The following is a 14153-nucleotide window of genomic DNA, read 5'->3' as shown; positions in this document are numbered from 1 at the left end:
TTCCGGTACCCATCCTTCCCTATTATAGCACGAGAATCGCCGCCATGGGCGGTCGCGCTGCGGCAAACCTACCTCCAATTTATGAGACCAGTCGTCGGTTAACTTGTACACGAGCGGCCGGTGAGTCCTGAGGCTGTGTGAAAACTCTGACCGGTTGGCGAAATATGCCGAAAATACCCTTTATGTGCTCTCTCGCGCTTCTGAGAGAGCATATACACAGGCGCCGAAAGCGAGCGCGACGAGAGAGTTCGTGGGCCGGAGTTTTCACACAGCCTCTCCGCGTCGCATCAGTTCGAACATCGTCGGATTTTGCGCGTGCAGCGAATGGCAGGTTCGATGGGCTGGGTCACAGTATCATCAACTGACAGCCAATGGTGAGTATGGGCAGCTTACTGTCGCTCCAGAACTTCGACTCCCAGAATTGTCGGCAAATGACGGGAAATCTCGTCCCAGCTTTCACCTTCGTTTTGGCTGGCAAACACTGAGCCACTGTTGGTGCCAAAGTAGATCCCGGGCGGATCGTTCGTATCGCTGGCCATCGCCTGACGGAGGACGGTGAAGAAACAACCCGTCTGAGGAAGCCCTTTTCGCATCGCTTGCCACGTCTCGCCGCCATCTCGAGACCGCCAGACTGCAGCTGCCGCGTCTGGCGGGTATCGACCCACTGAATCTCCGTTGAGTGGCAGGGTCCATATCGTTTTGGAGTCGCGCGGATGCACGCGGATCGGAAAGCCAAACGTCGAAGGCAGACCATCCGTTATGTTGTCCCAACTGCGGCCACCATCCGATGAACGCCAGACACCATGGTGGTTCTGCTGATAAAGTAAGTCGTCAGCCCCGTTCGCGCGCATCATGTTGTGTACGCAGTGTCCTGTCTCGCCATCACGAGGCGCTGCAGGATGATCGTGGTGACCGCAGTCTTGTGTATTTGATAGCCTGTTACGCCGTTCCCAGGTTTGGCCACCGTCTTCGGAAGCAAATACACCAGCCGCGGATATTCCGACCCAAAGTTTCTGAGGATTGTCGGGATCAGAAATAATTGTGTGCAAAGTCAGCCCAGCTGCGCCCGGGTTCCAGCTTTCAGCGGACTCATGCTCGCTCAGGCTGCGTAAATCTTCCCATGTCTTTCCGCCGTCTGAGCTTTTCAGCAGCTTTGCAGGCTTGGTTCCGGCATAGAGGGTCCCGTCGGTGTAATGCAAAGACCAAATTTGGGAAAACTTGTCTTCAAACGGGAGCTGTTCATCTGTCCAACCAATCATTTCGGCGAAATCTGGATCATTGGCGGCCCAATTGTCCATCTCACCCTTGCTGAGCCGCGTGAGATTCCACGTTTGGCCGCCATCGTCTGAGCGCCAGACGCCTGCGCCATTCCAGTCGCTGCCGCCGCCGGCCCAGATTGTCCCCGTTTCCGGATCGCTCGTAAAATGATTGATGGGCCAGCCGTCGCAGTACGGACCATCAACTATCCATGGACCTTCCGAACCATCGCGCCGAAGCAGAAAAGCGCCTTTTGTTGTGCCAATAAGAATTGTTGTTTCTGAGGACGACATTGCTTTCCCTCCACGTTGCCTGAACAGGCTGCTTGCCGCCCGCTAGATCTCGACTAGTGATTGGAAACTCGCAAAAATCATGCGTTTGCCATCAAAGGGCATTGGATTGTTCTCCATAGACGCCTGCATCTCGGACATGACCTTTTCCATGTTTGCATCGTGGGTCTCCTTGTCGGGCCAGATGACGTGCGAATAGGCGACGGTTTCATCCGGTTCGCACTTCACAGCCATTGGAAATGACGTGACCTTGCCGTCCGGAACATCGTCACCCCAAGCATCCACGGCGGCGAGTGCGCCATGCTTTTTGAACAAAGGCGTCACTTCTTTGGAATGTGCAATGAAGACATCCTTGTTAGCCGTGGGGACGGCATAGGCTGCAACGGTAATGTAAGTCATACCAAACTCCTCGATTTACGTTCCTGCAAATGCGGCTTCCAACTTGGAAATGTCGATCTTCTTCATCTTGTACATCGCTTGGCGCGCTCGCTCTGCAGCGGCCTGGTCTTTGGCAGCCTGCATATCAAGCAGTACTTGCGGATAGATTTGCCAGGACAGGCCCCAACGATCTTTGAGCCAACCACACTGAGCTTCCTCACCTCCACCCGAGGTCAGTGCCGCCCAGAGACGGTCGATTTCATCCTGATCCTTTGCAAGCACACTGATCGAAGCCGCTTCGGTCAGCTTAAAGTGAGGACCACCATTCAGGATTTGATAGGGCGCACCAGCAAGGGTGAAATCAACCATCAATGGCTCGCCCCCGTCCGGCACCAGAGCTGTTTCCACCCGGCTGTCGGGCAGCAATGACACGTAGAACTTCGCGGCATCCGCGCCGCCACTCTCAAACCAAAGGCAGGTGCGGACCTTTTGCATTAGGCAGCACCTATGTGTCTTAGAGAATGCGTCCCGGTTGTATACGTGATGCAGCGATCATGCCATGCTGGCGTTTGAGCACGCTTCGAGCTCGACCAATTCAAGCGGCTTAGCTTCTTCTTAGGCAAATTGGTGAACTTGCTCATGGCGTATCAATTCAGGAATCGCTGATTTATCGACCACAATATTGACAAATACGTTGATGTCAACGTAATGAAGCCATATGAGAACCGACTTGCCAATTGAAGTTACACATGAGGTTCGGGATCGGTGTCTGTGCTTGCACCTTCAGCGTGCCGCACGGGCTATTGCCAGAAGATTTGATGAAGCTCTGAGACCGCTGGGTTTGACCCATGGTCAGTACTCGCTTTTGATGGCGTTGAATCGCCCGGGGGCACCGAGACTTGGCGAATTGGCGAAGTTCCTAGCCATGGATCGCACAACCCTGACTGCAAATTTGAAACCTTTGGAGCGTCGGGGGCTTCTGAAAATGCAACCGGACAGCAGCGACAAACGCAGCAGGCGCATCGGTTTGACGGACGCGGGCCGGGACCTGCTGGTTCAGGCCGTTCCGGTCTGGCGAAGAACCCATGATGACGTTGATGGACTGCTTGGAAGAGACGACACGCAGCTTTTGAAGGATGATTTGTTGTCCCTGTCTTTTGGGAAATCCTAGCTGGAACTTCCGAAGCGGACATCTCCCAGATCTAACCTAGAAATCGCTGTTACGCAGAGCGTGGGTAAGCTGACGCGAGGTTTTGCACTCGCGACGAATGTCTAGCACGTGCGTCGGCCGCAAAATCGCGAACCATCGGTGTAGGGCGGCTAACCCCATCCAGGCCGCGGCATGCGTGTCGATCGGTTGGCCAGACACATAGAGCGACTTCCACGAACATGTGAGGATTCGTTGGGAACAGCAGCCGGTAAAAACATTCGGGCCGTTTATCAAAGGACGCAAATTGAATTAACGTAAACAAATGTAAAAGCAGGTCAGATTTCTACGATGGAGAAAGTACTGGGATTTGGCGGGTTTTTCTTCAGAGCTGAGGATCCTTCCGCATTGGCAGAGTGGTACCGCGATCATCTTGGAATTGATCTCGTGCCCAATGACTACGAAACGCCCTGTTGGAAGCAGGAAGCGGGCGAAACTGTATTTGCCCCATTCGACAAAGTGACGGACTACTTTGGAAACCAAGAGAAGGCGTTCATGTTGAATTTTCGCGTTCGCGACATCGAAAAAATGATTGCGCAGCTGAAATCCAGGGGTGTCGAAGTGCGTCTAGATCCAGAATCGCCATATCCGAACGGCAAGTTTGCCTGGCTCAATGATCCCGAAGGAAATCCGATAGAGCTTTGGGAACCCGCATAGATGCTGGATCCAGAAGTTTTGTTACCTCAATCCTTTGGGCGTGATGCAAGGCTTTGAGCGTCAGCGGTGCACACTGAGAGCATTGTTCTAGCTGACCGATGAACCGATGGCGGCCACCAACGGTAATTCGAGCAGGATTACATTGGGACCCGCACGGGTTACCGTTATCGGTCTACTTCTACTGATTACAGCCTTTGGCTATTTGCTTTTTCAGAACGATCGGAAGCTGGCGGACAGCCTGAAACAGGAATCTCTCAAGATCGAGGCGGTTGCTGTCATGCTTACGCAGACGCGAGAAGATGCATTGACGGCGGATGATCTGGTCGCGCTCAGAGAAGCGTTTGACAACCAGATGCTTTCCACCGAACAGCGCCTTGGGACATTGGAAGAGCGTGCTGGTGCATCCAGGCGGGTAATAACGGGCTCGACGCGATCCATTGCCTTTATCCAAGGGGCCTACGGATTGCGTCAAACCGAAAGCGGCAAATTGCTGCGGCATGTGCTTGGCCCGGACGGGGAGAAACTAAAAACTCCATTCGGGAAACCGTGGATTGAGCCAGATGCGGCAGGCGCGCCGGCAGAGTTTCAGTTCACCGGGACCGGGTTTCTTTTGCAGGACACCTCTCTGTTGGTGACCAACCGTCATGTCGCCTTGCCCTGGACGACCGGGGATCGGGCACAGGCCCTGAAGGCAGCAGGGCTTGAAGCCGAGATACTTAGTCTGCTGGCTTATCTGCCGGAACAATCCGAGCCAATGGAAGCGGTATTGCTTAGGGCAAGCAAAACGGCCGATCTGGCGCTTCTGTCCGTTGATGCGAACCGTGTTCAAGGGCTTGGGCTTACACTGGCACCTGACCCGCCGCGTGCAGGTGAAGAAGTTTTCCTGCTTGGATTTCCAACTGGCCTAAAGGCCTTGATTGTGCAGGCCGGGCCGGATTTTCTGACAACGCTGGAGAGCGATGGCGCCGTCGATTTCTGGATGATTGCAAAACACCTTTCAGAGCAGAACAAGATCAGACCTCTGGCCAGCCGGGGGATCGTCGCCCAGACCAGTCCCGGTGCAGTCGTTTATGATGCTGAAACTACAACTGGTGGAAGCGGCGGGCCCGCCTTGAACCGAAACGGCGAGGTGGTTGCTATCAATGCCGCGATCTTACCCGAATTTGGCGGCTCCAACATCGGTGTTCCTGTATCGCACCTCAAAGTGCTGCTGGAGGAAATCCGGTAGCAGCCACTGGGGCGAAATTCCCGCTGGCTGTTACCATCGACAGAGATGGCTCAGAATTGTACCAGTTCTGCGCTTAGGTACGGTCTAAACATTGTATTCCCTGTTATGGATCGGGAACGCAGGCCAATACGTTCCCGATCAGGTGAGGCAGGTCGTGTAGCATGAAAGATGCTTCGCGCTGCCGGGAGCCGTTCTTCGACACTCACTTCGAGATGGGGGACTCTGAGACCCTGGGGTCGCAACCGAACAGCGGCAGCAGTTTCATGCTACGAGCCAAATCTGCCACATACTGTTTTAGTTGAATAGCGAAATTGCTTCATGCATTATATTTGAAAATCGAATAGATACCCCATGGATATTGGACTCGCGCGAACATTTCTGGCGATTGTCGAAACGGGCAGTTTTCTGGAGGCTGCCAACAAGGTTTACGTAACACAATCAACAGTGAGCATGCGTATTCGGTCACTCGAACAACAGCTCGGACGACCAGTATTCGAGCGCGGAAAATCGGGTGCTACACTTACTCCTGCCGGGCACCGCTTTCATAAACACGCGCAAGCACTTGTCAGGTGCTGGACACAAGCCCGGATCGACGCCTCCCTGCCTGATGCGGTGGAAGCTGCTCTGGAAATCGGCGCTGTGCCCAGCTTGTGGGACGGGTTCCTGATCGACGCGATGCCGGAGTTCATGCAAGCGTTGCCGAATGTGGCGGTTCACGGGTCTACGGTTTCAACTGAAACATTGCTGAGCCAAACGACTGCGGGCGCGCTGGATTTGGCTGTGATGTATGATCCGCGGAACACTGTCGGGCTGACCGCAATGCAGTTGTTCGAAGATGATTTCGTACTCGTAAGCAGCGATTTCGATACCTCGCGAAGCCCATTTGAACAAAACTATGTTCTGATCGACTGGGGGCCGGAGTTCCGTGCCGATCACTTGCTGAACTTTCCGGAAATTCCGACGCCAATGTTGCAGCTTGGAATTGGCACTCTTGGCCTGAACTATTTGAAAGCCCAGCCTAGCGCCGGATATTTCCCCTGGCGGGTAGTTGCGCAGGAAGTCGAAACCGGTTGGTTGAGGGTAATTGAGGATGCTCCTCGGTTTGCCTATGCCGCCTATGCCGTTTATGCAGAAGATGATCCTGAAAGCCTCCCCTGCAAGGCCGCCCAGCTATTGAGTGCCTTTGCAAAAGAACAGTTTCCCGTCACGGCCTGAGATGGCGGACTACTCTCGGATTACCAAGTAGAAGGCGAATTGTCAGTTTTCGGAAGCCTCCAAGGCTTCGGTTGCTGCGGGCTGCTTTTTGCCAGATTCGAAAATTAAACCAGCGGTAATCACGACCATCAAAACGCCGCCCATGATGGCCCAGTACCTCCAACCAAAAGACCTTTGCAAACGCATTTTTCTATCCACGGCCGTGCATCGAGACCAGATCAGTATAAGGAGGTATAAAAGCCTGCCAAATCGAAGGGATTGATCCTCAAAGAGGCAATATACTGAAAACAAACATCTATTCAGATCATCGATAACATCGTTGAGAAAAAATCATAAGGTTTGGCACTCCGAAAACGAGCTTTGATCTCCTAAAATAACGAAGTGGAGGGAAAGGAGGAATCGATGGACAGGCGCTGGATTAATCGCGTTACCGAACACATACGGCGTTTCATTGCGTCACAACGGTTCGGGATCGTGAAGCACTCGGCAGCAAAACAGCAGGATTTACAAAGGCCACAAGATTGGGACGAAGCAGCCGAGATATGGGATCCGTCTGAATTCGACCCGGAAAAAGAAAATCGGGAACGACGTTCGCGCCCAAGCGATTACGAATGGGACGCAACCGACGATCTTCCTTGGCGCGTGCACAATCACCGATTTAAAGGGGGCTGATCAGATCCACATTGGCTGAACATAGGAATTTCGGCCAAGGCCGACTTGGCATTCGTACTCCCAGATTAGTCAGTTTTATGTAGTGAATAATGCGACGCGCGGAAAGTGCCTTGTAAGCTCTTCGCCTGGCATAATTTTTCTATTAGCGCGCAGTGACATTTTCCAACCGGTCTCGCATTCAAAGGATGCGATGGTGCTAATATTTGGATTTTTGTCGTGGTTAATCAAAGATGCCAGGCCCAGGACGAAAAGGCAGCCATCGGGATCGTCTGGGCGTGCAAAACAGTACCGATATAGATCCGTTGCAGAAATAATGTCAGTGTCCCGATGATCCAAAGCAATAGCAGGTGTTCTTTCGACTATTTCACCTTTTTCGAACCGGGACAGCGCAATAACGCACCGACCTTTTCCAGCCAGGTTTCGAACCGCAATCATGGGTTCACCCATTTCCGAAACCTTCGTCGCAAGGCGCGTTTCCAGCCATGGTGATCGGGGACAAGGACCCTTTCAAACTAGATGGAGAAGATCCTCTAAGTGTTGATATGGGTTTTCTGAGCAGGCGACGATACCGACCCATCCCACTCTCTTTGTGTGCAAAGTTGGCGCCCAGTGGAAACATCGCGACATATTGGCAATCAGCAGGTGGCAACTGGCGACCTACTGGTCTGGTTAACAGAAGTCCCGATCTTTGAGACAAGTCTTTGTTCATTTTGAAAAAGGTGCATTGTCAGGACAGCCGTCGCGCGCCCGCCGTCGTTTCTGTCGCTCATCCTGAACGATCCAAGAATGTTGGCTCATTTTTAAATAGTCAATTCAAAAAGAAACAGAACAACCGGAATACTACTTGGATAGCTGTAAACTCGCGGCTTCACCTCACGCTGTCCCAGATTCCGCATCGTACTTATGCTTGGGTCTCACGAACATCGAGCACGATTTCCCACAGCGGTCCGCCTGATCCAAAACATTTGAGATTGCGAAAAAAATTACGTCGTTTTCGACCTCTTAGGTCGAAAACAACGCAGCGCCTTCTGTGTGTTTTGGCAAAATCCAGTACCAATCAAAAACGGTGTACAGAATGCTGGAAGTTCATTCGATTCCCGGTGCATTTACCGCGCGGGAATGTGAGCAAATTGTTGCTGCATCACAAAAAGCCCCGGCGAACGAGGCTCTGCTTGTCGGGCAAAACAAGGATCACAATCTGCGCAGAGCGGATGTGACTTGGCTGGACGACGTCGACGGCTCTGATTGGGTGATGTCACGCCTGATCAATCTGGTTCGTCGCTCCAACACCAGCAAGTTTGACTTCGATCTTCGCGAGTTCGCGGAAAGCCCGCAGATTGCATGCTACAAAGGATCAGATGGTGGTCATTTTGCGTGGCATTCCGATATTGGCGACGGGCCCGTTGCCCGAAAAAGAAAGCTGTCTATGGTCGTACAGCTCAGCAAACCCGGGATGTACGACGGCGGTGACTTGGAGATTATGCCGGGTGCGTATGCTGTAACGGCCAGCCGGTATCAGGGGAGCGCGACCATCTTTCCCAGCTTCTTATTGCATCAGGTGACACCGGTTGAGAATGGTGATCGGTATTCGTTGACGGTCTGGGCGCATGGCCCGACGTTTCGGTGATGATTTCCGTACTCGTTTGATTAAGAGTCCGAGACGACAAGGCTAACGGTTCGTTTCGTGTAGGAAACAGAGTCGAAAGAGTTAAGCTTGCCTTTAACACATTCGCTGAAATGGCATTTCTTGTAGTCCAACGTCTCTGCTAAATCCTAGAAGCTGCACGGTACTGACGCCTGAGTTGCTTTGGTCACTCAATGGCTGGCTTCTATTATGTATCAGTCGGTAAGCGACTGGCGACTGATTTCTCATGGACTAAGTTTGGCAGGCTCACCATATCAGAAGCAACTTTGCCAGCTTCCTTTGAAGTACTTTCGACAGATATGCGTGTCTGGCCCAACCGGGGGTGCAGCTTGCGAGCCAGAACCCACGTCCAAAGCAAACCTGCGCCACCCGCAGCGAACACGCCAGAGAGCGGTGCAGTGAGAAGAACCAGCCAGGCGGCACCAGGTGTAATAATACCCGAAACGTCGCGAAAGCTCGCGTATATTGCTGACATCTCAGTTCGTTCGGAAGGTTTGACTGCGAGAAGGAACGGCAAACCAGCGGAAACATCGAGCAAGATCAGGAAAATCGAGCCCATCATTAAGAATGCGATTGTGACTTCAGGGATTCCGAATGGAACTCCAGCAAAAAGAAATAGCAGCCCTGACATGAGGAATCCCGTTCTGACTGCTGCGCGCACCGAACTGCGCTGCATGAAACGAAGCATCAGTGGGGTGCAAAACAGGGCGGCATTGGAAATCGATAAAGCAATCCCTCCTAGCTGGCTACCAAGCCCGTTCTGAACCGCATAGATGGGCAGGTATACGACATAAATCCACCACCCACAGGAACGAACGACTGCGAATACCCATCCGGCAACCAATCGCGGTTGCGCAAAAAACCTCCCGAAATAGGCGAACGGATTTGCGGGAGCGCTTTGGCTTCTGGTGATGAGCCTGCCGTTTCCGAGGCGCATAACAAGAAAGATGAGCAGCATGACAATCGCCGCACCGGCTGCAATCAGGAACGGCGCAGGTCGCCACCATTCGTACAATATCGCGCCAAGTGCAGGCCCAGCCGTCCAACCCAGCGCACTGTAAAAAAGCCGCGATGTCTCAAAACGTCCCAGTTCAATCCTGGCAACATGGTCGAGTACATAGGCGTTGAAGCACACAAATGTCGTCACAACGGCGAAAGTCGTGAGTGCGAGCCCCGCAATAACGGCAGCAGGGGTCGCAACGGTCGTCACAACCGCACCCGCGACGTACGAAAGAGTGCCGAACACATAGACCCATCTCCGTGGGACAAACCGGATCAGGTAGGGAACCAGAAGACCGATCAGGAGTGACACCGCGCCAATGGCGAAATAAATTTCGGATACAAATCGCGCATCCTTCAGCGCGTTGTACATCGCTACCGGAAAGACAGAGATCAAAATACCCCTTGCAATCGCCTCTGTACCCGCCAGAATGGCGAATCCCCGCACGCTGGGTGCTGGCGCATGGCGAAGCCATTCTGGTATTCGACGTTCGTGCATGAGAAGTGCTCAATGGACTGGGAACTAGTCAAACCTGTTTCCTCATTTTTTCTTTCCTGCCAGCGACCCGATGTCGTTTTTGCTAATCGCATGAGTCACAAAAATTCCGAAACGGAACTTCGCTTTCTTTTTTCATAACCCGCTTCGCTGGCGTTCAATTTTCAACGCTGATTACAGCGAAAGGATTGCTGAACTCGGGCTGGATTCGCCCAGTAGAAAAGCCGCAAACGGGAAATCACTGCTCGGCCGAAAAATCTACCGCTGCGGATGCGAGCAATTTCAGCCTGAGCAAAAGTCGTGGCTGCAAAAGTCGGTATTGTCCATAATCTGTAAATTCTGGCTCGCCCAGATTTTGCTGACGCAGCGAATGTCGGCAAAGCGGGCTGCGGCTGCAACATCTGAAGGCCTCGCTCAAGGTCGGCAATGGGCCGAAGCCTCCATAGCTGTCCATGGGAGTTCTCTTTCGGGGCAACTCTACTCGGACATTGGTAATGTGTCTTCACTGCCCAGAACTTTGAATCAGATCCAAAAAGCTTTGTGAAAACATCAAAATCAGGCAAGCTGAGTCCGTGGAGAATTGTGCATGCCTGATGTCGCAAGCTGGCTGGCTGAACTCGGCTTAGAAAAGTACGCAAAGGATTTCGACGACGTCGAAATTGATTTTGAGACTCTTCCGGAGTTAACAGAGAAAGACCTCGTAGAGCTGGGTTTGCCAATTGGTCCAAAACGCAAGGTTTGGGCGGCTATCCAACGCCTTAGTGGCGGGCTGAAGGAGCGGTCAGAGCGTGCTTTTTCGTCTGTCGAAAATGGCGCTGACAGCACGCCAAGCTCCGAAGGTGAGCGAAGGCAACTCACTGTGATGTTTGTGGATCTGGTGGGATCAACGGCCCTCTCGGCACAACTGGATGCCGAAGAAATGGCCACCATCATCAGGACCTATCAAAATGCGGTTGCCGGTGAAATTGCTCGTTTCGAAGGTCACGTCGCCAAGTTCATGGGAGACGGTGTCATTGGTTATTTCGGCTGGCCCAGGGCGCATGAGGACGAAGCCGAAAGAGCGGTGCGGGCAGGCCTTGCGATTGTTCAAGCCGTGGAAAATCTCAATGTAGGGGGGCAAATGATCTCCTGCAGGGTTGGAATTGCAACTGGCATTGTTGTCGTCGGTGAGCTTGTGGGAAGAGGCACGGCGCTGGAGCAAACGGTTGTTGGCGACGCACCTAACCTCGCAGCGCGGCTCGAAGCACAAGCGGGTTCCGGAGAAGTTTTGGTTTCAGAGGCAACACAGGCTTTGATCACCGGCGCTTTTGAAATGGAAGCGACAGAACCTTTGTCGATGAAAGGAATTGATGGACCGGTGGCGGCCTTCAGAGTTCTTGGCGAACAGGATCAGGAAAGCCGCTTTTCTCTGCGCTCGGACGGCATGACGCCTCCACTGGTGGGTAGGGACCAGGAACTGGCACTGTTGCTTGAGCGATGGAAAACGGCACGTGACGGCGAAGGGCAAGTTGTACTTCTGGTTGGCGAAGCTGGAATCGGTAAGTCGCGCATCATGCGCGCCCTGGAAGACGCGATTGGAAACGAGTCACACACGCGATTGATGTATCAGTGTTCTCCCTTTCACGGTGACACTGCGTTCTGGCCCGTCACCCAGCAATTGCACCGCGCTGCGAGGTGGTCCCGGGACGATGACAACGAAGCGCGGCTGACCAAGCTTGAATCACTTTTTGACCGTGATGACATGCCAATCATCGCGAAACTGCTTGGCCTGGACGGAGCCGAACGATACGGCACAAGTGATCTTTCGCCTGCCGCGTTGCGTTCCAAGACGTTGAACGTCCTGTCCCGGCAGGTTCTGAAGTTGGCCAGGCAACAACCTGTGGCATTTTTTCTTGAAGACGCGCATTGGATTGATCCGACGACACTGGAATTACTGGAATTGACAATTGACGCGATCGAGGATGCGCCGGTGTTGATCGTGTTGACATCGCGCCCGGATAATCAGCCCGATCTCGCGGCGCATCCACATACCACGCGACTGGCGTTGAACCGACTGGGCCGCGCAGGTGTTGATGCAATAGTCGAACGACTTGGCGGACGAAAGCTGAACCGCGAGACAGTAGAGGCGATCATTGAGCGAACAGATGGCATCCCCTTGTTCGTGGAAGAACTTACCAAGGCGGTGGTTGAGAGTGGCCAAACGGCAATTCCCGCTTCGCTCCACGACTCGCTAATGGCGCGGCTAGACCGCACGCCAAAAATCAAGGAGATCGCGCAATCAGCGGCCTGTATAGGACGAGAGTTTGATCTGGGCCTTTTGGTGGTTGCGACAGAAGGCAAAGAGGACGAGTTGCGGGAAGGTCTGGCAGGACTGGCATCGGCCGAGTTGGTATTTCGACGCGGTGTGGGCGAAAACGAACGATATGTATTTAAGCATGCGCTGGTGCGCGATGCAGCCTATGAAAGCCTTCTTTTGTCACGGCGGCGCGTGGTACATGAGCGGCTTACAGGAGCACTTGAAAATGTTGCGCCACCAGAAATTGTTGCTCGTCACGCCGAGGCTGCCGGTCTGACTGACAAAGCTATAGAGCTATACCGCGAAGCTGGCAGCTTAGCTGTTAAACGTCCGGCTTTTCGCGAGGCTGCGTCGCATTACCAATCTGCTCTGCGCTTGCTTGAGCAGGAAGGAAACAGGCATAGCGAGGCGTTGTCAGTTGCAGCAAAGCACAGTGTGACATTGATCGGTGCGGAAGGCTACACCGCCAATGAAACGATAAAGGCTTTTGAACGCGCGCGCCAATTGCTTGATGGATTTGATGATGCGCCTGAATGGCCAGTCATACGATACGGAGAGTGGGTCAGTCGCTATGTCAGCGCCTCGCTGCCTGAAGCGGAAGCTATTGGGCACGCGGTTTTGAATGATATCGACATTAGTGATCAGCACAGGTTCCGAAGTGTCGCAAATCGAATGGTCGCGACTTCAAAGACAATGATGGGCAGGTTTACCGACAGTCTGCCGTATTACCAAAATGCCCTCAATGCCTACGATCCGTCGCGCGATTCCGATCAGGCTAACCGCTTCGGTACCGACGGAGGTGCGGCCGCGAACGTTTATCTGGCTTTGACGCACTGGTGCCTTGGCAACATTGATAGCGCATATTCTCGCGCTGAAAACGCAACTGCGACCGGGGATCAACCTGGGCATCCTGCACTCAGCCGGGCTTACATTCTGGGTCATGTTAGTTACCTGAAGTATTTGAACCGCGACGCCGACGCCCTTCAATGGTCAAACAATGTGCTTGCAGTCGCGGATCAGGCACAGATCGATATCTGGCGCAGGATTGGCCTGACAACACGTGCTGCTATTCACGCGGATCGTGGCGATTTTGAAGCGGCCCTGATAGATGCCGATGACTGTCTTGCCGCGCTGATCAAGGCGAATACCCTGTTGTTCACTGGATTTCCAATGCGCGCAAGAGCACGCGCCTATATCGGTCTGGGAAAGCTGGACCAGGCCGAAAATGCACTCGCGGCAATCGAACCGATGATGGAAAGAACCAGTCAAAGGTGGGATGAAGCGGATACCTATTGCGCCAGAGCGGAGCTAGCTATGGCCTTTTGCGATCCTGAAAAAGCGGAAAGATGTTACCGTGACGCCATCAGGATCGCCCAGGGGCAATCGGCGCTAAGCTGGGAAAGACGCGCAGCGATCCCACTCGCTCACTTGATGGCGGACCGCGGAGCTAAATCAGAAGCACGTAAGTTATTGGCTGACGTGCAGAACAAGTTTCGCAATCGCGGTCAGTGTAGCGATCACAACGCAGCATTAAAGCTTCTCACTGTTCTGCAGAGGTCTTAATCACTCGTGTCATCGAACCCAGTGAATATAAGATACAGCTTGAAGTAGAACAAACATAGTCTCGCCGGTCTTGTCAGAAGAACTTGGATTGTGGCGTGTAACCGCGCGCGGGAAACTGACCAATGGTATGCTTTGTCCATGAACATCTACGGCTTCGACCACGTCGTCCTCTGCGTCCATGATGTCGACATAACGCTTGAATTCTATCAACACCTGCTAGGCATGACTCCGCGAGAGGAACGCCCCGGCA

At 53.3% G+C, this 14153-nt stretch carries 14 protein-coding genes; 8 read left to right on the top strand and 6 right to left on the bottom strand.

Annotation, left to right across the window (positions count from 1 at the left end; translation table 11 throughout):
* Positions 1-389 precede the first annotated feature (389 nt).
* Genes ACR0K1_RS24925 through ACR0K1_RS24915 form a run of 3 tightly spaced genes read right to left on the bottom strand, consistent with a single transcriptional unit; the run spans position 390 to position 2420 of the window.
* Complete coding sequence (locus ACR0K1_RS24925) at positions 390-1550, bottom strand: exo-alpha-sialidase (protein WP_480852237.1); 1161 nt, start codon at positions 1548-1550, stop codon at positions 390-392.
* Between the two features lie 42 nt (positions 1551-1592).
* Positions 1593-1946 (bottom strand): DUF1428 domain-containing protein, encoded by a 354-nt coding sequence (locus tag ACR0K1_RS24920; protein WP_480852236.1) that lies wholly within the window; start codon positions 1944-1946, stop codon positions 1593-1595.
* A 15-nt stretch (positions 1947-1961) separates the two neighbouring features.
* On the bottom strand, positions 1962-2420 hold the full coding sequence (locus ACR0K1_RS24915; RefSeq protein ID WP_480852235.1) for a VOC family protein: 459 nt from the start codon (positions 2418-2420) through the stop codon (positions 1962-1964).
* Positions 2421-2643: 223 nt separating this feature from the next.
* On the opposite strand from ACR0K1_RS24915, the gene ACR0K1_RS24910 reads away from it, so the two are divergent.
* The 5 genes from ACR0K1_RS24910 (at position 2644) to ACR0K1_RS24890 (ending at position 6904) form a co-directional block, all read left to right on the top strand.
* A complete protein-coding gene (locus ACR0K1_RS24910; RefSeq protein ID WP_480852234.1) occupies positions 2644-3096 on the top strand; it encodes a MarR family winged helix-turn-helix transcriptional regulator in 453 nt (150 codons plus the stop codon).
* A gap of 327 nt (positions 3097-3423) precedes the next feature.
* Entirely contained in the window at positions 3424-3789 is a 366-nt protein-coding gene (locus ACR0K1_RS24905; RefSeq protein WP_480852233.1) for a VOC family protein, read from the top strand.
* A gap of 106 nt (positions 3790-3895) precedes the next feature.
* Positions 3896-5017, top strand: a complete 1122-nt coding sequence (locus tag ACR0K1_RS24900) for a S1 family peptidase (RefSeq protein ID WP_480852232.1) — start codon at positions 3896-3898, stop codon at positions 5015-5017.
* Between the two features lie 351 nt (positions 5018-5368).
* Positions 5369-6232: a LysR family transcriptional regulator gene (locus ACR0K1_RS24895; RefSeq protein WP_480852231.1), complete on the top strand. Its 864-nt coding sequence runs from the start codon at positions 5369-5371 to the stop codon at positions 6230-6232.
* 402 nt (positions 6233-6634) lie between these two features.
* The gene (locus ACR0K1_RS24890; RefSeq protein WP_480852230.1) at positions 6635-6904 is read left to right on the top strand and encodes a hypothetical protein; all 270 of its coding nucleotides are present in this window, start codon (positions 6635-6637) and stop codon (positions 6902-6904) included.
* Between the two features lie 75 nt (positions 6905-6979).
* On the opposite strand, the gene ACR0K1_RS24885 is transcribed toward ACR0K1_RS24890, so the two are convergent.
* Complete coding sequence (locus tag ACR0K1_RS24885) at positions 6980-7351, bottom strand: SET domain-containing protein-lysine N-methyltransferase (protein WP_480852229.1); 372 nt, start codon at positions 7349-7351, stop codon at positions 6980-6982.
* Positions 7352-7979: 628 nt separating this feature from the next.
* Between ACR0K1_RS24885 and ACR0K1_RS24880 the strand changes: the two genes are divergently transcribed.
* Positions 7980-8531: a 2OG-Fe(II) oxygenase gene (locus ACR0K1_RS24880; RefSeq protein WP_480852228.1), complete on the top strand. Its 552-nt coding sequence runs from the start codon at positions 7980-7982 to the stop codon at positions 8529-8531.
* 205 nt (positions 8532-8736) lie between these two features.
* Here the strand turns inward: ACR0K1_RS24880 and ACR0K1_RS24875 are convergent, their stop codons facing one another.
* Positions 8737-10047, bottom strand: a complete 1311-nt coding sequence (locus tag ACR0K1_RS24875) for an MFS transporter (protein WP_480852227.1) — start codon at positions 10045-10047, stop codon at positions 8737-8739.
* Between the two features lie 235 nt (positions 10048-10282).
* Positions 10283-10498, bottom strand: a complete 216-nt coding sequence (locus ACR0K1_RS24870; RefSeq protein WP_480852226.1) for a hypothetical protein — start codon at positions 10496-10498, stop codon at positions 10283-10285.
* Between the two features lie 132 nt (positions 10499-10630).
* Here ACR0K1_RS24870 and ACR0K1_RS24865 point away from each other — a divergent pair, with 132 nt between their 5' ends.
* On the top strand, positions 10631-13903 hold the full coding sequence (locus tag ACR0K1_RS24865) for an AAA family ATPase (protein WP_480852225.1): 3273 nt from the start codon (positions 10631-10633) through the stop codon (positions 13901-13903).
* Between the two features lie 138 nt (positions 13904-14041).
* The coding region (locus tag ACR0K1_RS24860; protein ID WP_480852238.1) for a VOC family protein at positions 14042-14153 on the top strand (112 nt) is incomplete at its 3' end.

This window comes from Ruegeria sp. F5 (assembly GCF_056533845.1).
The sequence above is the reverse complement of the archived record's forward strand: the minus strand, read 5'-3'. Positions and strand labels throughout refer to the sequence as shown.